General features: G+C 69.9%; 14 protein-coding genes. 8 read left to right on the top strand and 6 right to left on the bottom strand.

Going from position 1 to position 17,065, the window contains the following annotated elements; genetic code table 11:
• The first annotated feature begins 177 nt into the window (after positions 1-177).
• The 3 genes from ABD287_RS15140 to ABD287_RS15130 are packed head-to-tail and all read left to right on the top strand — an operon-like array spanning position 178 to position 4,558.
• A complete protein-coding gene (locus ABD287_RS15140; RefSeq protein WP_344173553.1) occupies positions 178-2,880 on the top strand; it encodes a valine--tRNA ligase in 2,703 nt (900 codons plus the stop codon).
• Positions 2,877-4,220 (top strand): bifunctional folylpolyglutamate synthase/dihydrofolate synthase, encoded by a 1,344-nt coding sequence (locus ABD287_RS15135; protein ID WP_344173551.1) that lies wholly within the window; start codon positions 2,877-2,879, stop codon positions 4,218-4,220. Before ABD287_RS15140 ends, ABD287_RS15135 begins: the two co-directional genes overlap by 4 nt.
• Complete coding sequence (locus ABD287_RS15130) at positions 4,217-4,558, top strand: DUF4233 domain-containing protein (protein ID WP_344173549.1); 342 nt, start codon at positions 4,217-4,219, stop codon at positions 4,556-4,558. Before ABD287_RS15135 ends, ABD287_RS15130 begins: the two co-directional genes overlap by 4 nt.
• Here the strand turns inward: ABD287_RS15130 and ABD287_RS15125 are convergent.
• On the bottom strand, positions 4,469-5,641 hold the full coding sequence (locus ABD287_RS15125) for a VOC family protein (protein WP_344173547.1): 1,173 nt from the start codon (positions 5,639-5,641) through the stop codon (positions 4,469-4,471). The two genes, ABD287_RS15130 and ABD287_RS15125, sit on opposite strands and share 90 nt — an antisense overlap.
• 132 nt (positions 5,642-5,773) lie before the next feature.
• Between ABD287_RS15125 and ndk the strand changes: the two genes are divergently transcribed.
• Positions 5,774-6,193 (top strand): nucleoside-diphosphate kinase, encoded by a 420-nt coding sequence (gene ndk, locus ABD287_RS15120; RefSeq protein WP_344173545.1) that lies wholly within the window; start codon positions 5,774-5,776, stop codon positions 6,191-6,193.
• 68 nt (positions 6,194-6,261) lie between these two features.
• Here the strand turns inward: ndk and ABD287_RS15115 are convergent, their stop codons facing one another.
• A complete protein-coding gene (locus ABD287_RS15115; RefSeq protein WP_344173543.1) occupies positions 6,262-6,879 on the bottom strand; it encodes a DUF4360 domain-containing protein in 618 nt (205 codons plus the stop codon).
• A gap of 473 nt (positions 6,880-7,352) precedes the next feature.
• Here ABD287_RS15115 and ABD287_RS15110 point away from each other — a divergent pair, with 473 nt between their 5' ends.
• The gene (locus ABD287_RS15110; protein ID WP_344173541.1) at positions 7,353-8,021 is read left to right on the top strand and encodes a lysophospholipid acyltransferase family protein; all 669 of its coding nucleotides are present in this window, start codon (positions 7,353-7,355) and stop codon (positions 8,019-8,021) included.
• 125 nt (positions 8,022-8,146) lie between these two features.
• Here ABD287_RS15110 and ABD287_RS15105 read toward each other — a convergent pair whose 3' ends face one another.
• Positions 8,147-8,815: a DUF4360 domain-containing protein gene (locus ABD287_RS15105; RefSeq protein ID WP_344173539.1), complete on the bottom strand. Its 669-nt coding sequence runs from the start codon at positions 8,813-8,815 to the stop codon at positions 8,147-8,149.
• Between the two features lie 331 nt (positions 8,816-9,146).
• Between ABD287_RS15105 and ABD287_RS15100 the strand changes: the two genes are divergently transcribed.
• From ABD287_RS15100 to ABD287_RS15090, 3 genes are read left to right on the top strand one after another with little or no spacing between them, the layout of a single operon-like run.
• On the top strand, positions 9,147-11,114 hold the full coding sequence (locus ABD287_RS15100) for a TIGR03960 family B12-binding radical SAM protein (RefSeq protein ID WP_344173537.1): 1,968 nt from the start codon (positions 9,147-9,149) through the stop codon (positions 11,112-11,114).
• Positions 11,115-11,123: 9 nt separating this feature from the next.
• Positions 11,124-12,296, top strand: coding sequence for a dTDP-4-amino-4,6-dideoxygalactose transaminase (rffA, locus tag ABD287_RS15095; RefSeq protein ID WP_344173534.1), 1,173 nt, complete (start codon positions 11,124-11,126; stop codon positions 12,294-12,296).
• Between the two features lie 19 nt (positions 12,297-12,315).
• A complete protein-coding gene (locus ABD287_RS15090) occupies positions 12,316-14,679 on the top strand; it encodes a hypothetical protein (RefSeq protein ID WP_344173532.1) in 2,364 nt (787 codons plus the stop codon).
• A gap of 13 nt (positions 14,680-14,692) precedes the next feature.
• On the opposite strand, the gene ABD287_RS15085 is transcribed toward ABD287_RS15090, so the two are convergent.
• The 3 genes from ABD287_RS15085 to ABD287_RS15075 are packed head-to-tail and all read right to left on the bottom strand — an operon-like array spanning position 14,693 to position 16,942.
• Positions 14,693-15,448, bottom strand: a complete 756-nt coding sequence (locus ABD287_RS15085) for a class I SAM-dependent methyltransferase (protein WP_344173530.1) — start codon at positions 15,446-15,448, stop codon at positions 14,693-14,695.
• A 28-nt stretch (positions 15,449-15,476) separates the two neighbouring features.
• Positions 15,477-15,929, bottom strand: coding sequence for a GNAT family N-acetyltransferase (locus ABD287_RS15080; RefSeq protein WP_344173528.1), 453 nt, complete (start codon positions 15,927-15,929; stop codon positions 15,477-15,479).
• Positions 15,930-15,952: 23 nt separating this feature from the next.
• Positions 15,953-16,942: a glycosyltransferase family 2 protein gene (locus ABD287_RS15075; RefSeq protein WP_344173526.1), complete on the bottom strand. Its 990-nt coding sequence runs from the start codon at positions 16,940-16,942 to the stop codon at positions 15,953-15,955.
• Between the last annotated feature and the right edge of the window lie 123 nt (positions 16,943-17,065).

The following is a 17,065-nucleotide window of genomic DNA, read 5'->3' as shown; positions in this document are numbered from 1 at the left end:
GCACCCGAGAGAGTGTGGGAGAGTAGGACGCCGCCGGACAAAACAACCGTCACGCCCGGAGACCAACCACAGGTCCCCGGGCGTGACGCCATTCCACCCGTTGTCAGCGGCCCATCACCACGGCCTCACCAGCGACCGCGTCGGACCCCGGTCCTGGCCGCGCTCTAAACTCGTACGGTGACCGACGCGACTGAGCAGACCGCCCCCATGCACCCCCACGCCGTGGAGCCCGCGCCAGCTCCGGGCAGTGGCGACCAGGTAGCCAGTGGTGACCATGCAGCCGCACTCGCCAGCCGCTACCAGCCGGGCGAGGTCGAGGGTCGTCGGTACGCCCAGTGGGTGGCAGGGGGCTATTTCACTGCTGACCCGGCTAGCGACCGGGAACCGTTCACGATTGTCATTCCTCCGCCGAACGTCACCGGGTCGTTGCACATCGGCCACGCCCTGGACCACACGATCCAGGACTCGCTGGTGCGCCGTAAGCGGATGCAGGGTTTCGCGGCGTTGTGGCTGCCTGGCATGGACCATGCTGGCATCGCGACGCAGAACGTCGTGGAGCGGCAGCTGGCGGGCCAGGGGCTGTCCCGCCACGACCTGGGGAGGGACGCGTTCGTCGAGCGGGTCTGGGAGTGGAAGGCGGAGTCCGGAGGCGCGATCCTCGGCCAGATGCGCCGGCTCGGCGACTCGGTCGACTGGAGCCGTGAACGTTTCACCATGGACGACGGACTTTCGCGCGCAGTCCAGACGATCTTCAAGAAGCTGTACGACGACGGTCTGGTGTACCAGGCCGAGCGCATCATCAACTGGTGCCCGCGCTGCCTGACCGCGCTGTCGGACATCGAGGTCGAGCACTCTGACGATGACGGCGAGTTGGTGTCGATCCGGTACGGCGACGGCGCTGGCGGCGACGCGATCGTGGTCGCGACGACCCGGGCCGAGACCATGCTCGGCGACACGGCTGTCGCCGTTCACCCCGACGACGAGCGGTACCGTCACCTCGTCGGTACCGAGGTCGAGGTGCCGCTGACCGGCCGGCGGATTCCGATCGTGGCAGATGAGCATGTCGACCCGGCGTTCGGCACGGGCGCTGTGAAGGTGACCCCGGCGCACGATCCGAACGACTTCGAGATCGGCCAGCGGCACGGCCTGCCGAGTCTGACGATCATGGACGAGCGTGCGGTGATCACTGCGCATGGTCCGTTCCAGGGTTTGGACCGGTTCGAGGCCCGTCCGGCGATCGTGGCGGCCCTGCGGGCCCAGGGCCGGATCGTGGCCGAGAAGCGTCCGTACGTGCACGCGGTGGGCCACTGCTCCCGCTGCGGTACCACGGTCGAGCCCAGGCTCTCGCTACAGTGGTTCGTCAGCACGGGCCCGCTTGCCAAGGCCGCAGGCGACGCGGTGCGGGACGGACGGGTAAAGGTCGAGCCGCCGGAACTGGCAAAACGTTACTTCGCCTGGGTCGACAACATGCACGACTGGTGTATCTCCCGCCAGCTGTGGTGGGGGCACCGGATCCCGATCTGGTACGGCCCCGATGGCGAGGTTGTCTGCGTCGGGCCGGATGATCAGCCGCCCGGTGGCGTCGGCTGGCGTCAGGACGAGGACGTGCTGGACACCTGGTTCTCCAGCGGACTGTGGCCGTTCTCGACGCTGGGCTGGCCGGACGAGACAGCGGACCTGGCGAAGTTCTACCCGACCAGTGTGCTCGTCACCGGCTACGACATTCTCTTCTTCTGGGTCGCCCGGATGATGATGTTCGGTCTGTACGCGATGGACGGCCAGGCGCCGTTCCACACGGTCGCCCTGCATGGCATGGTGCGCGACCAGCACGGCAAGAAGATGAGCAAGTCATTCGGCAACGTGGTCGACCCGCTGGACTGGATCGAGCGGTTCGGCGCTGACGCGACCCGGTTCACATTGGCCCGCGGCGCGAACCCGGGCGGCGATGTCCCGATCAGCGAGGAGTGGTGCGAGAACTCGCGCAACTTCTGCAACAAGTTGTGGAATGCCACCCGGTTCGCTCTCATCAACGGGGCCACGGTCGCTGGGCAGCTGCCAGCGCCGGCGGAGCTGTCTGATGTGGATCGGTGGATTCTGTCGCGGCTGCAGGACACTGTCCGTCAGGTGGACGCGCAGTTCGAGGCGTACGAGTTCGCGAAGGTCTGTGACCTGTTGTTCCATTTCGCCTGGGATGACGTCTGCGACTGGTATCTGGAGCTGACGAAACCGGTGCTGGCGGCCGGCGGGGCGGACGCCGATCGGACCAGGCGGGTGCTGGGACACGTGCTGGACAACCTGCTGCGACTGCTGCACCCGGTCATGCCGTTCGTGACCGATGAGCTGTGGTCGGTGTTGACCGGCGCGGAGACGGTCGTCGTGGCGGATTGGCCGGTGGTCGACGGGGCCTACCGTGATCCGTCGGCTGAGCGGCGGATCGAGGCGCTGCAACGGGTCGTGACCGAGGTGCGGCGGTTCCGGGCCGATCAGGGGCTCAGACCGTCCCAGCGGGTTGCCGCCCGGATGTCGGGGCTGGACGGTCACGGCATCGACGACCACGAGGCGCTGATCCGAGCCCTGGTCCGACTGGACGAGCCAGGACAGGCGTTCGGCGCCACCGCGGTGCTGGCGGTCAGCGGCGACGTCACTGTGGAGCTGGACACCAGCGGCGCCATTGACATTGGCGCAGAGCGGGCCCGGCTGACCAGGGACCTGGCGGCGGCGGAGAAGGAGCTGACCCAGTGTCGGACCAAGCTCGGCAACGAGGCGTTCATGGGTAAGGCGCCGGCGCCGGTCGTCGACAAGATCAAGGCCCGGCTGGCAACGGCCGAGGCGGACCTGGAGCGGATCACCGCCGCCCTGGCCGCGTTGCCGAGCGCATGAGCGCCGGAGCGGAAGCGCGCGAGTTCGCGCAGGTCGACGCGGAGCTGCTGGCCCGGGGCAACACCCGGATGGTGTTCGATCTGGGCCGGATCACCCGGCTGCTCGACCTGCTGGGCAGCCCGCAGCGGGCGTACCCAAGCATCCACCTGACCGGGACCAACGGCAAGACTTCCACCGCCCGCATGATCGACTCGTTGTTGCAGGCGCATGGGCTCCACACCGGACGGTTTATCAGCCCGCATATGGAAACGGTCCGCGAGCGGATCAGCGTGGACGGCGAGCCGATCACCCCGGAGCGGTTCGTCGCGGTGTACCGGGAGGTCGCCCCGTTGGCAGCGCTCGTCGACGCCGGAGCGGACACCACGCTCACCTACTTCGAGATGACCGTCGCCATGGCGTTCGCGACCTTCGCCGACGCTCCGGTCGACGTGGCGGTTGTCGAGGTCGGGCTGGGCGGCGCCGAGGACGCCACGAACGTCCTCGAGGCCCCGGTGTGCGTGCTGACGCCGATCGGACTCGACCACACCGAATGGCTGGGGGACCGGGTCGCCGATATCGCCGACGCCAAGTCGGGCATCATCCACCCCGGCGCGACCGTGGTCACCGCGACACAGGACGACGAGGCGGCCGAGCCGATCCTGCGTCGCTGTGCCGAGGTCGGCGCGACGCTTGCCCGGGAGGGCGCCGAGTTCGGGGTGCGGGAGCGGGGCCTCGCCGTCGGCGGCCAGGTGTTGTCGTTACAGGGGCTTGGCGGCGTGTACGACGAGGTCTTCCTGCCGCTGCACGGGGCGCACCAGGCGCAGAACGCGGCCGTCGCGTTGGCGGCCGTCGAGGCGTTCCTCGGAGCGGGCAGAGCGCGGCAGCTCGATGCCGACGTCGTCCGGGACGGGTTCGCCCGGGCCAGCTCGCCGGGGCGCCTCGAAAGGGTGCGGACGGCGCCGACCATTCTGCTGGACGGGGCGCACAACCCACACGGCGTGCGGGCCACCGTCGCTGCGCTCGGCGAGGAGTTCTCGTTCCGGAGGCTGGTCGCGGTGGTGTCGGTCCTGGACGACAAGGACGCCCTCGCGGTGCTGGGGCTTCTGGAGCCGGCCGTGGACGAGATCGTGGTGACACGGAACTCGTCCCCCCGGGCGTTGCCGGCCGCGGACCTTGCGGCGCTGGCGGCTGAGGTGTTCGGACCGGAACGGGTCCACACGCACGCCGCGATGCCAGACGCGATCGAGGCCGCGGTCGCGCTCGCCGAGGAGGACGCCGACGCCGGAATCAGCGGCTCCGGCGTTCTCGTCACCGGGTCGGTGGTCACCGTGGGCGACGCCCGACGGCTGTTGGCCCGATGAGCGAGAGCGGGCTGCGGAACCCCGGCGCGGCCGCGCGTGGCCTCGGCGCCGGAGCATTGGTCATGGAAGTGATCGTGCTGCTGCTCGCGATCCAGCCGTTGCGGTTGGTGGGCGGCGGTCTCAGTCGTCCAGCGGTCATCACCGTGCTCGTCCTGGCGGTGGTCTCGTCGGCGCTGGCCGCCAGGATGGCGCACGAGTGGGCGTGGCGCGCCGGCGCCGGGTTACAGGTCGCGCTCGTGGCCGCCGGCCTACTGCACTGGGCGCTGGGCGTGCTCGGCGTCGTCTTCGGCATTGTCTGGTGGTACCTCATGCGTGTCCGCCGCGCCCTGGTCGGCTGAGACGGCGCGCCACTCGGTGAGCGCGACGCCATGACCGTCCGGGTCGCGGAAGGTCGCTGCCCACAACCGCAGCCGGTCGCCCTCGCCGACCACCCGCGGACCGGAGATGAAACGCACCCCCGCCGCACGCAGAGCCGTATGGCTGGCCGCCAGGTCACCCACGTCCAGATTGATATGGACGGTGCGGAGGGTCACCTGGGGCTGCCCTGGCGCGGAGCGCAGGACGAGGATCGTGTCGCCGGAGACCAGGATCGCGGCGTCGCCACCGCGGTCGATGATCGCGAACCCGAGCATGTCCCGGTAGAACGCCAGCGAGCGTTCCAGGTCGCTCACGGTCAAGGTCATGCCGACACCGTGGACGGCGCCGGCGACTGACGTGGCGCCGCCCGGCGGGGGACTGAGGTCGACGATCGTGGCCGGGCTGATGGTGGCGCCGACCGGGACGCCGGCGGCATCGCTGTGCTGCTGCTCCTGCGCCGGCGGGGCGTTCGTCGACGTGCCCGCGGTGGGATCGTCGGGGCGCCGGGCTGCTGGGATGTGCGCGACATCCGGGCGCGCCTCAAAACCCACGCCCGGGGCGGGGAGGTCTGGCTGTCCGTAGTCCAGGTCGTTGTCGTCCAGGTCATGGTGGGCGGGCGGGCCACCGTGCGCATCGACGTCATCCCACTGGATCCGCACATGGCGGCGGTCATCGACGGCTACGAGGACCGGCAGGGACGAGCCGGGGCGCGGCCACCGGATCAGCGGGGCACGCGAGTCGATCACCTTGACCGCTGTGGTCGGCAGCGACGGCGCCGTCAGCACCAGCTCAAGTTCGACCCGACCGTACTCAGCCTGATGGGTGGGGGGAGCCGTGGCGGTGATGACGTGGCCGGTCGCGGGGATCCACGCGCGCTCTCCTCCTCGCAGACCGTTGCTGAGCAGCAGTCCGCCGCAGGCGGCCAGGAGGACCAGGCCAACGAGGACCACCGGCCAGCTCGCCATGCCGGCGCCATAGGCGAGGATGAAGAGCGCGATGGCCCCGAGGGCCGCCGCGACGGCCTTGCGGGCGGTGCCGGTTGGCCGATTGGCGCCGTTCGTCACGTGCGAACCTCCGAGTGCTTTTCCGGACAAGGCTAGGCCCGGCCAGCCTGCCAGCCAAGCCCCACAGGCCGACGACGGCCATCAGAGCCGTAGGCTCTACCCCGGTCGCACAGGGACCTCGGGAGGAGCCACATGTCAGTCGGTGTAGAGCGCACGCTCGTTCTGATCAAGCCGGATGCTGTCCGTCGTGGGCTGGTGGGCGACATTCTGGCGCGTTGGGAGCGTAAGGGCCTCACCATTGAGGCGATGACGCTGCGGACGATGAGCGCGGAGCTGGCTGACCAGCACTACGCCGACCATGTGGACCGGGCCTTCTATCCGCCGCTGAAGGAATTCATGACGTCGGCGCCGTTGGTGGCGCTCGTCATCGCCGGCGATCAGGCGATCTCGGTGGTGCGGGGCATGATCGGGGCGACCGACGGTCGGGCTGCCGCCGCCGGCACCATCCGGGGCGATCTGTCACTGTCCAATCGGGAGAATCTGGTGCACGCGTCCGATTCCGCGGCCAGCGCCGCGCGTGAGGTAACGCTATGGTTCCCCGAACTGACCTGATCTGACCCGAGTGTGGGGGCGTCCCGATATCGGGACGCCCCCACACTCATTCGGCGGTCAGGCTGTCCTTAGCACTGCTTGGCGACGAGCTTGATGAACACGGCTTCCTTGACCTTCTCGCCCGCCGGGTAGGAAATCTCCACCGTGGACGACCCGTAACGGCTCTTTCCGGCCAGGACGCTGGTGTTCACGAGCAAGTCCCGCTGCTCGCCACACGTGGGGCCGACGGCGGCGTTGGACTGCACAGACGGATCAAAGGCGCCGGTGGTGTTGACCTCGTGCTCGAGGACCACCGAACCGCCCACGCCCGCGACGTTGGCGTCGACGTATAGCGATCCGTGCGCATCGCCTTCGATCTTGGCTTTTCCGTGAGCGCTGATCTTCTCGATGCCCCAGGTGTAGCCGGCGGGAACGCTGATACCTAGCTGCGCGTTGCAGTTCTTTCTGTTGATTCGCACCACCCCGATGGGTTCCGCCTTAATCGTCGGGTAGGTAACGGCCACCGTGCCGTCCGCCGTCGTGGTGACCTTGACATCGTCCTTGTCAGTGGATGCCTTCTTGCAACCAGAGCCACCGGCTGCGGTGAGCTTGGCGGCGATCGGCACCCCGGTGGCGCCGATCTGGATCGGGCTGGCCTGGGCCGGCGCGGTGAGTACGCTCGCGACGAGACCGGCTGCTGCCAGCATGATTCCGCCTGCGGTGAAGGTTGAGAGCTTGCTCATGTGCTTCCCCCTCTGGTCCGCGAGGAACTAACATTCCTCGCCTGACAAGCCGCACGTTAGACCCGGAATCGGCAACGATCACTTTCGACAGTCGGCTCTGATTTCTGGGCCATTTGCGACTTGCGCTGATGGATTTCTGTGGTAGGCCACGTCGGCGCTTAAGGCGCCGTCGGTGTGAGGGTTGACGGTGACCGTTCCAGCCGGCGCTTTGCCTCCGTCCACTATGGTGGCTTGAGTTTCCCTGTCAAGCGTTCCCGTGCCGGTGTCGACGCTTTCCCTGGTGGCGGCCATCTATACCAATTCCTTCATTCGCAAATTCCGACGTCGGTCGGGGCGTGTTGTCTAGTCTGCCGCCGCGCCGGACCGCACTCGGCAGCCAGCGGCCGCCCTCGGTTAGCGTGTACGTCGCAAGACTGTCGCCCCGAGGAAGGCTCTAGGTGCCCGCGCTCTACTCGATCGCAAAGTTGACCGTCGCCCCTGCGATGCTGACGGGCTGGCGGCCGCGCGTCGACGGGCTGGCGAACGTGCCCGTCGTCGGTGGCGCCATTCTGGCCGGCAACCATCTGTCGGTCGCCGACGAGCTGTTCGTCGGGTCGGTGGTGCCTCGCCATATCGCCTTCTGGGCCAAGTCGGAGTACTTCACCGGCGACGGTCTGCGCGGATGGCTCAGCCGCAGCGTCATGGAGGGAATCGGGGCAATACCGGTCGTCCGCGGCGACGGGCGTGCGGCGCTGGCCGCCTTCGACAACGCGCTGCCCGTGCTGCGTGCGGGCGGGCTGGTGGTTGTCTACCCCGAAGGCACCCGATCGCCGGACGGACGGCTGTACCGGGGCCGGACCGGCGTCGCCCGGCTCGCGCTGCGGGCCGGGGTTCCCGTCATTCCCGTCGGCGTGCGGGGGACCGAGAAGATCCAGCCGATCGGTGCCCGGATGCCTCGCCTGAGTGGCGTCCGGCCGTCGCTGAGCTTCGGCAGGCCGTTGGGCTTCGTTGGACGCCCGGACACCGCGACCGAGCGTCGGGCCATCACCGACGAGATCATGATGGAGATCCAGCGTCTCACCGGTCAGCAGTACGTGGGGCGTTACGCTCCGGCGCGCGCTGCCTGACGGCGGCGGCGGTATCGCCCGGCCACGGAGACACGCGCCACCGCTACGACAGACGGCGTTGCCGCAAGGCTTCCCTTGCGGCAACGCCGTTCTGATGATCGTCGGCTATCGCGCCGTCGGTCGGCTCACGAACAGGGCTTGATGCCCAGCTTCAGCGAGAACAGGGTGTCGTCGAGGCCACCCAGCTCCAACCAACTGGTTTCGGACTTGTCGCCGTCGCGGTGGTTGACCACGCCAGCGAGATTGACGTTGAGCCCGCGGGATTCGTCGCACTTGGCCCAGTTCGGCTCAGCCGGCTGGTCCGAATAGGTGAAGGTGTCATAGACGGGGCCGTCGAACGTCGCCTTCGCGGTGCTGCTGGCCGTCTCGCCAGCGAACTTGTAGGTAGCGCTCGCAGTGGCGGTGGAGCCGGCCGGGACGGTGGCATAACCGGTGCCATCGGCCCTGATGACGGCGTAGGTGTAGCCGACCGGCGGCGTGAGCTGCAGCGTAACAGCGCAGTTAGCGCGGGCCAGGTTCTTAAAGATGTGGCCGCCGTCGGGCTGGTTGTAGATGGCGCCGGCGAGGATGTCGATCGCGGGGTAACGGATCGCGATCGTGCCGTCATTGTTGACCGCGGTGACGGTGCGGTTGGGGCTGGCGCAACCCCCGCCTCCGCTGGTGACGGCGTCCACTGTGATCTGGGCGGCGGTGGGCGGCGGCGTGGGCTCGGCGGCGGCGAAAGCTGGCGTGGCCAGCATCGTCGCGGCGAGACCGGCGGCGGTGGCCGCAGCGCTACGAGCGGTGAGGTTCATTTTGGAGTCCCCCAATTGCCTTTTGTGACTGTGGGATTGCTTCCGAAGGCTAACCCACGTATCGATTTGTGTCAGTGTTCGTGCGGTCCGGTCGGGCGCTCACGGCACGGGTATGGCCGTTTGTTCGGCAGCGTTGTCCTGTCGGCTGAGCCGTCAGGAGCGGACTGCTGCTAGCCGCTGACTCTGCGTGAGTCGCGACGGGTGATCGTTCCTGAGGGACATAGCGACCCGTCTGTGCCGAGCGCCGCAGTGGCGTGGCGGGAGGAGGCGTGCCCGCCGACCCTGGCCGCAGCCCGCGTACCCTGGGTAATCGAAGATTCCAGGAGGTGCCATGTCCCAGGCCGAAAGCGTGTTTCCCCAGCTCGAGCGGCTTCTGCCGCTGGTGGGCAAGCCGATCCAGTATGTTGGTGGGGAACTCGGCGCGGTGACCAAGGACTGGCAGGACGCCGTCGTCCGGTGGGTCCTGATGTACCCGGACGCCTACGAGGTGGGGCTGCCGAACCAGGGCGTTCAGATCCTCTACGAGGTTCTGAATGAGCGCGCCGACGTCCTCGCCGAGCGCACCTACGCCGTCTGGCCGGACCTTGAGCGGCTCATGCGCGAGCACGGCGTCCCGCAGTTCACCGTCGACGCCCACCGGCCGGTGCGGGCGTTCGACGTCTTCGGAATCTCCTTCTCCACCGAGCTTGGGTACACCAACATGCTGACCGCGATCGATCTGGCCGGCATTCCGCTGCTGGCGGCCGACCGCACCGACGACGACCCCGTGATCGTGGCCGGCGGTCACGCCGCCTTCAACCCGGAGCCGATCGCCGATTTTGTCGACGCGGCGGTGCTGGGGGACGGCGAGGAGGCCGTCCTGGAGATCACCGATATCGTGCGGGCCTGGAAGGCCGAGGGCTCCCCGGGCGGGCGCGACGAGTTGCTGCTGCGGCTGGCGCGTACCGAGAGCGTCTACGTGCCGCGCTTCTACGACGTCGACTATCTGCCCGACGGGCGCATCCAGCGGGTGGTCCCGAACCGGTCCGACGTGCCGTTCCGGGTCCACAAGCGCACCACGATGGACCTCGACGCCTGGCCGTACCCGAAGAAGCCGCTGGTCCCGTTGGCCGAGACGGTGCACGAGCGGTACGCGGTGGAGATCTTCCGTGGCTGCACCCGGGGCTGCCGGTTCTGCCAGGCCGGCATGATCACGCGGCCGGTGCGCGAGCGCTCGATCACCACTGTCGGTCAGATGGTGCAGCAGGGGCTGGAGTTCTCCGGGTTCCGCGAGGTGGGTCTGCTGTCGCTGTCCAGCGCCGACCACTCCGAGATCGGGGACATGTGCTCCGGGCTGGCCGAGCAGTACAAGGGGACGAACGTCTCGTTGTCGCTGCCCTCGACCCGGGTGGACGCCTTCAACATCGACCTCGCGCAGGAGTTGTCGCGCAACGGCCGCCGGACCGGCCTGACGTTCGCCCCGGAGGGCGGCTCGGAGCGGATCCGCAAGGTGATCAACAAGATGGTGTCTGAGGAGGACCTCATCCGCACGGTGGTCACCGCCTACACCAACGGCTGGCGGCAGGTGAAGTTGTACTTCATGTGCGGCCTGCCGACCGAGACCGACGAGGACGTCCTGGAGATCGCCGGGATGGCCCACAAGGTCATCCAGGCGGGACGCGAGGCCACCGGCAGCAAGGACATCCGCTGCACGGTGTCGATCGGCGGGTTCGTGCCGAAGGCGCACACGCCGTTCCAGTGGGCGTCGATGGCGACGCCGGAGACGATCGACAACCGGTTGCGGATGCTCAAGCAGGCGATCAACGCCGACCGTTCGTTGGGGCGGGCCATCGGCCTGCGCTACCACGACGGGGAGCCGTCGCTCATCGAGGGACTGCTCTCGCGCGGGGACCGCCGGGTTGGCGCGGTGATCCGCAGGGTGTGGGAGGACGGCGGCCGGTTCGACGGCTGGAGCGAGCACTTCTCGTTCCGGCGTTGGGTTGACGCGGCCGAGGCGACGCTGCCGGCGTTCGGGGTCGATCTGGACTGGTACACCATCCGGGAGCGGGACGAGACCGAGGTCCTGCCCTGGGATCACCTCGACTCGGGCCTGGACAAGGAATGGCTGTGGCAGGACTGGCAGGACTCGCTGACCGAGTTCGAGCAGGACGACTGCCGTTGGACCCCCTGTTTCGACTGCGGCGTCTGTCCGTCGATGGATACCGAGATCCAGATCGGGCCGACGGGCAAAAAGCTGCTCCCGCTGACGCCGGTCAACACGGGCGTGCGCGTTATGACCGAAAGTGCCCGAAACGCCTAAAATAGGGGGGTGGATACGCTCTCCCCACCCCTTGTCCCTTTCCATTGCCCGTACCGGGCCAGCGCCGAGGTAAAGTACGTCCTCGACGCGCTGAGCAGCGGACACACCGAAGGCGACGGGCCGTATACCCGCCGCGCCGCCGAGCTGCTCTCCCGCCTCGTCGGCGGCGGCACGGTCCTGCTCACCACCTCCTGTACCCACGCGCTGGACATGACGGCGCTGCTGCTGCGCCTCAAACCGGGCGACGAGGTCATCGTCCCCTCGTTCACCTTCGTCTCGACGGCCAGCGCCTACGCGCTCCGCGGCGCCACCCCGGTCTTCGTGGACTGTCGGCTCGACACCCTCGGGATCGACGAGCGGGCCGTCGAGGCGGCGGTCACCGAACGGACCCGGGCGATTGTCGTCGTCCACTACGGTGGCGTCGCCGGCGACCTCGACGCCCTCGGCAAGCTCGCCGAGCGGCACGGGCTGGCGCTCATCGAGGACAACGCTCACGGCCTCGGCGGCGCCTACCGGGACCGGCCTCTCGGCGGCATCGGGTCGATGTCCACCCTCAGCTTCCACGCCACCAAGAACATCCAGTGCGGCGAGGGCGGCGCGCTGGTCCTCAACGACCCCGAGCTGGTCGAGGCGGCCGAGATCGTCCGGGAGAAGGGCACCGACCGGAGCCGCTTCTTCCGCGGCCAGGTCGACAAGTACCGGTGGATGGAGCTGGGCAGCAGCTACCTGCCCTCGGACACCCTCGCGGCGGTGCTCACCGCCCAACTGGAGGAGTTCGACCAGATCCAGGCCCGGCGCTCCCGCGTCTGGGACGGCTATCACAGCGGATTGGCCGACTGGGCCCGCGCGAACGGCGTCAGCCAGCCGATCGTGCCAGCTGACAGCAGACACACCGCGCACGTGTACCCGCTGCTGATGCCGGACCTGGCCACCCGCCGCGACCTCATCAGCCACCTCGCCGGACGCGGCATCCGGGCGAGCTTCCACTACCAGCCGCTGCACGCCTCGCCGGCCGGGCTTCGGCACGGCCGGGTCGGCCCCGGCGGCTGCCCGGTCACCGAGGAGGTCGCTGACCGGCTGGTGCGGCTGCCCCTCTACGCCGATCTGACCGCCGACGACACCGAGCTGGTCATCGACGCCGTGCGCGCGTTCCAGCCCCGGCCGGCGACCGCCCTCCGCTGATCGTCCCGAAAGGACTGACGTGACCTCATCCCTGGCCGCCCCGGCGACGCCCGCTGCCGGCGAGCTGGCCCCGCCGGCGTCCCCGCGGGGCCGGCGGTCCATCAGACTGCTGCGGTGGTTGCCGCTGCCCATTTTCGGGGTCCCAGCGCTGCTCGCCGCGCACCACTACGGGGCCGCCTGGGGCGACCTCGCCGTGTTCGCCGGCTACGGGGCGGTGGCGTTGGCGCTGCCCGGGACGCTGGTCTGGCGGGCGGCGCACCGACGCAGCCGTTCACTGGCCGAGGACCTCGCGCCGGGCCTGGCCGTCGGCTACGTCCTGGAGGTGCTCGGCTACTTCGCCGCCCGGACAGCCGGGGCGCCGTTGCTGCACCTGGCCGTGCCGGCGGCGCTGCTGGCCGTTTTCGCCGCCCATCCCGCGCTGCGCCGGTGCTGGCGCGCCGACCGGGACGCCGAGCGGGCGCCCACCGGTTGGATCTGGGCCACCAGCGGCATCGCCGGCCTGCTGCTGCTGTGGTCCTGCGTCTACTTCATGCGCAGCCGGGGCCTCGTCTACAGCTTCAACGACGCCGACCTTCCGTTCCACCTCGCCCTCATCGGCGAGCTCAAACACCACCTGCCGCCGAAGGTGCCGTGGCTGGACGGCGAGCCACTCAACTACCACTGGTTCGTCTACGCCGACCTGGCCGCCACCAGCTGGGCCACCGGCATCGAGCCCGAGACGCTGCTGCTGCGCCTGTACTACCTGCCGCTCATCGGCGCCCTGCCGTTCGCGCTCGGCGCCGCCGCCAGGCGGCTCACCGGCCGGTGGTGGCCGGGGCCGGTCGCCGCGGTGATCACCCTGTTCGGGGTGGCGCCGTACCCGTACGGCTGGGAGCTGCCCCGCACGTACGTCGCCAACGGCCTCGGACCCGTCGACGACGGGGTGCTGTTGCGCTTCGGTCTGTTCGCCAGCCCCACCCAGACCTTCGCGGCGCTGCTCGCCGTCCCGTTGGTCATGCTGGTGGTGGACCGGCTCCGCGGCGACGGATCTGGCTGGCCGCTTGCTGGCCTGCTGGCGGCGTTCGTGGCCGTCATCGCCGGGGCCAAGGCGACCTATCTTCCGATCCTCCTGTGTGGGCTGCTGGTGGTGGTCGCGGTGACCCTGGTGGTCCAGCGGCGTTGGCACCGGCCGGCGTTGGCGTGCGTGGCGCTGGTCGTGCCCGGCATCCTGTTCGCCCAGCTGGTGCTCTTCGGCGGCGCGTCGCAGGGCATGGTCGTCGAACCGCTCGGCGGGCTCGGCCGGTACGGGCTCGGCGCCTCGACCGGGCTCGGGGCCACCAAGTTCGGCGCGGTGCCGACCACCGGGGCGGCGCTCGTGGTCATCACGGTCGTGACGGTGCTGGCCTGGGTGGCGATCTGGGGCGGACTGGCGGGACTGTTCGTACGCCGGGGGCTGCTGGACCCGGCCGCGCCGTTGCTGCTGGGGATGGGGGCGGCCGGTATCGCAGCGGTGCTGCTGCTCAATCACTACGGCTTCAGCCAGACATGGTTCCTGGTCGCCGCCCGCCCCTACCTGGCGTTGGCGGCGGCGGCCGGGTTGGCGGCGCTTGTTCCGCGTCGCCTGAGCCGGTGCCAGGGGTGGTGGTTGGCCGCCGCGGCGGTCGGCGGCGCGACCGCGGTGTGGGCGCTGCGCCCGCTCGGTCCGTCAGACCCGCCGACGGTCAAACTGGTTGGCCGGGCGCAGGCGTTGGACGCCATCGTCGCCCCGAACCTGCTGCTCGGCGTCGGTGTGATCGCCGCCGCGGCGGTCGGGTGGCTGTTGGGGCGCCGGCTGGCGCCCGCCCTCGCCGGCCTGGCGCCGACGGTCGTCGTCGCGGTGCTCATCGGCGTCAGCCTGCCCTCGTCGGTGGATGTGCTCCGCCGGGACCTGCGCGCCGCCCACGCCGCGGGCTACCGACCCGCGCCGGCCGAGGACACGCTGATGCCGCCGGGCACGCGGGAGGCGGCCCGTTGGCTGCGCGACCACTCCGACCCGGACGACCTGGTCGCCACCAACGCCCACTGCCGCCGACCGGTCCCGTGCGACAACCTCCATTTCTGGTTCTCCGCCTTCGCCGAACGCCGGTTCCTGGTCGAAGGGTGGGGCTACACGGCGACCGTCAACAAGATCCAAGCGGAGACGGGGCTCGCCGGCAACGTCATCCCGTACTGGAACCAACCGTTGCTGGCCGTCAACGATGCGGCGTTCCGGGACCCTGGTCCGGCCACGATCGACGCGCTGCGCCGCCGCGGCGTGCGCTGGCTCATGGTCGACGAACGCGACCCGGCCACCGTCTCGCGGCGCCTGGCCGAGCACGTCACCCTGCGTCACCGCTCCGGCAGCGCCGCGATCTACCAGCTTTGACGGCAGGTCGCGCTCAGCGCGCCCCGGCGCCGGCCAGGGATGGCGCGTCGGCCGCGGCCGCCAGCGGGCGGCGTGCCCGCAGCATCAGCGACACCCCGGGCAGCGACTTCACCGGCAGGTACCGCTCGGCGGTGATGATGCCGGTCAACGCCCGGTTCACCATGCCCGGCAGCTCCTGGAGGTCATTGCCGGTGGCGTTCCGCCGCCGCAGGCGTACCACTGGACGCAGCAACACGTTCCAGCTCCACAGCTCGTCGACGACGAGCCCGGCGCCGGCGACGAGCGCCCGCAGCTGGGCGCGCTCGTAGCGACGGAAATGGTGCGCCGCCACGTCGTGGGCCGACCACAACCGCATGTCGCACGGGACGGTGACGAGCACGCTCCCGCCCGGACGCAGCACGCGACGGATCTCCGCCGCCGCCGTCGCGTCGTCCTCGATGTGCTCGATCACATCGAAGGCGGTGACCAGATCGAGGCTCGCGTCGCCGAAGGGCAGTCGGCAGGCGTCGCCGCGCAGGACGTCCAGGCCACGTTCCCTGGCCACCCGGGAGCCGTCCTCGCTGTGTTCCAGGGCCAGCGAGCGCCAGCCGTGCCCGCGCAGCACCCGGGTGTTCCCGCCGCCGGCCGCGCCGATGTCCAGCGCCAGGCCGGTCGGGACGCCGTCGCGCGCCAGTCGACGCAGCCAGCGGGCGAGGAGGGACCGGCGCTCGCGGAACCACCAGTGGGTGTCCTCCAGCGCCGCGAGTGTGCGGATGTCTCCAGCGTCCATGAGCTACGGCCTTCCTCGTGACGGCGGTTCAGCGTGGGTCGGGCGCGCGGCCCGGACGCTCCAGGTAGGTGTGGTCGGGCGGGCGGAATCCGGCTTTGGCGTAGAGGCCGTGGGCGTCGCCGGTGTGCAGCATCCAACGGAAGTGCGGTCCTTCGCTGCCCTCGATCATGTGGTCGACGAGCCGGACGCCCAGGCCGTGTCCGCGGTGCTCGGGCAGCACGAAGACGTCGGCGAGGTACGCCAGCGAGACGCCGTCGGAGATGGCGCGGGCGAAGCCGACCATGGCGCCGTCGGCGCGGTCGTAGCAGCCGACGACCCGCCAGGACGCGTCGATCTGACGGTCGACGATCCCGCGGCTGCGCCAGCCGCCCCAGTAGGCGTGTTCGGTCATGAACCGCCAGATGACGTCGCGGTCGATCCGGGCGGGGTCGGCGTCGAGCTCGTAGCGGGCGGTGGCCGGGGTGGCGTCGGCGAGGGTCATCGGGGGCCTTTCCGTCTTCCTGCTCAACTGGCTTTTTCGGTCTCCGGAGTGAGCGCGCCGACGTTGGCGGCCGGCTGGCCGGGGGCCGGCGCGTCCCCGTCGATCCGGTCCCGGATGACGTAGGTGGGTCGGCCCATGCCGCCGGTGTGGATGCGTCCGATGTACTCGCCGAGTACGCCGAGGGCGACCATCTGCGCCGCGGCGAATAGCGCCACCATCGAGGCGACGGTGGTGAACCCGGCGACGGTGGTGGCCCCGGTGACGTACCGGTAGACGACCTGGGCGAACAGCGCCAGGCCGACGAGCCCGACGGCGAATCCGGCGATGGTGACCAGCCGCAGCGGCAGCGTCGAGTATCCGAGGAGCATGTTGGCGGTGTGCCGGAGCAGCCCGCGCAGTGTGTAGCCGGACGTGCCGTTAGGGCGTTGGCGCATCCGCACGGTGGTGGCGGCGATCCGGGTCGTCCCCCAGGACAGCGCGACGTCGATGCAGGCGTGTGGGCCGGCGATCTGGTCGAGCCCGCCGGCGAGGAAGGACCGGAACGCCCGGAACGCGCTGATGTGTCGAGCGTCGCGGACCTTCATCGCCCGGGCCATCGACGACTTGACCAGTCGGGACGCCAGGCTCCGGGCGGCGCCGTGTTCCTCGTGGTCGGCCACCCCGTAGACGAGGTCCACGTCCTCGGTGAGCGCCGCGAGCAGGGTGGGGATCTGCTCGGGCGGGTGTTGCAGGTCGTCGTCCATGGTGACCACGACCTCGTATCGGGCGGCGCGGACCCCGGCGACGAGCGCGTTGTGCTGCCCGTAGTTGCGGGCCAGCCGGATGGCCCGGACGTTGGGCCGCTGGCGGGCCAGGGCGGCGGCGACGCGCCAGGTGTCGTCACCGCCGTCGTCGACGACGAGGACGACCTCGTAGGCGGTGGCGCAGCCGGGCATCACCGTAGCGAGGTGTTCGGTCAGCTCGGGCAGGGTGTCTGCGGAGCGGAAGCAGGGCACGACGATCGACACGAACACGGGTTGGTCCTCGCGGCAGCGGTAGACGGAATACCTTTCTCAGCCTATCTGTACGATTTGCCATAGGTTGCGGGCAACATTGCACGTTCGTGTGACCGTCCCAGAGGAGAAGCCCTGATCCGC

It is taken from the genome of Pilimelia columellifera subsp. columellifera (assembly GCF_039532605.1).
Taxonomy (GTDB): domain Bacteria; phylum Actinomycetota; class Actinomycetes; order Mycobacteriales; family Micromonosporaceae; genus Pilimelia; species Pilimelia columellifera.
Note: the sequence above shows the minus strand (reverse complement) of the source record. Positions and strands in the feature narration are given on the sequence as shown.

Coding starts and splice junctions, on each gene's coding strand:
- ABD287_RS15135 (WP_344173551.1), top strand. CDS start 2,877: ATGAGCGCCGGAGCGGAAGCGCGCGAGTTCGCGCAGGTCGACGCGGAG.
- ABD287_RS15130 (WP_344173549.1), top strand. CDS start 4,217: ATGAGCGAGAGCGGGCTGCGGAACCCCGGCGCGGCCGCGCGTGGCCTC.
- ndk (WP_344173545.1), top strand. CDS start 5,774: ATGTCAGTCGGTGTAGAGCGCACGCTCGTTCTGATCAAGCCGGATGCT.
- ABD287_RS15115 (WP_344173543.1), bottom strand. CDS start 6,879: ATGCTGGCAGCAGCCGGTCTCGTCGCGAGCGTACTCACCGCGCCGGCC.
- ABD287_RS15105 (WP_344173539.1), bottom strand. CDS start 8,815: ATGAACCTCACCGCTCGTAGCGCTGCGGCCACCGCCGCCGGTCTCGCC.
- ABD287_RS15100 (WP_344173537.1), top strand. CDS start 9,147: ATGTCCCAGGCCGAAAGCGTGTTTCCCCAGCTCGAGCGGCTTCTGCCG.
- ABD287_RS15085 (WP_344173530.1), bottom strand. CDS start 15,448: ATGGACGCTGGAGACATCCGCACACTCGCGGCGCTGGAGGACACCCAC.
- ABD287_RS15080 (WP_344173528.1), bottom strand. CDS start 15,929: ATGACCCTCGCCGACGCCACCCCGGCCACCGCCCGCTACGAGCTCGAC.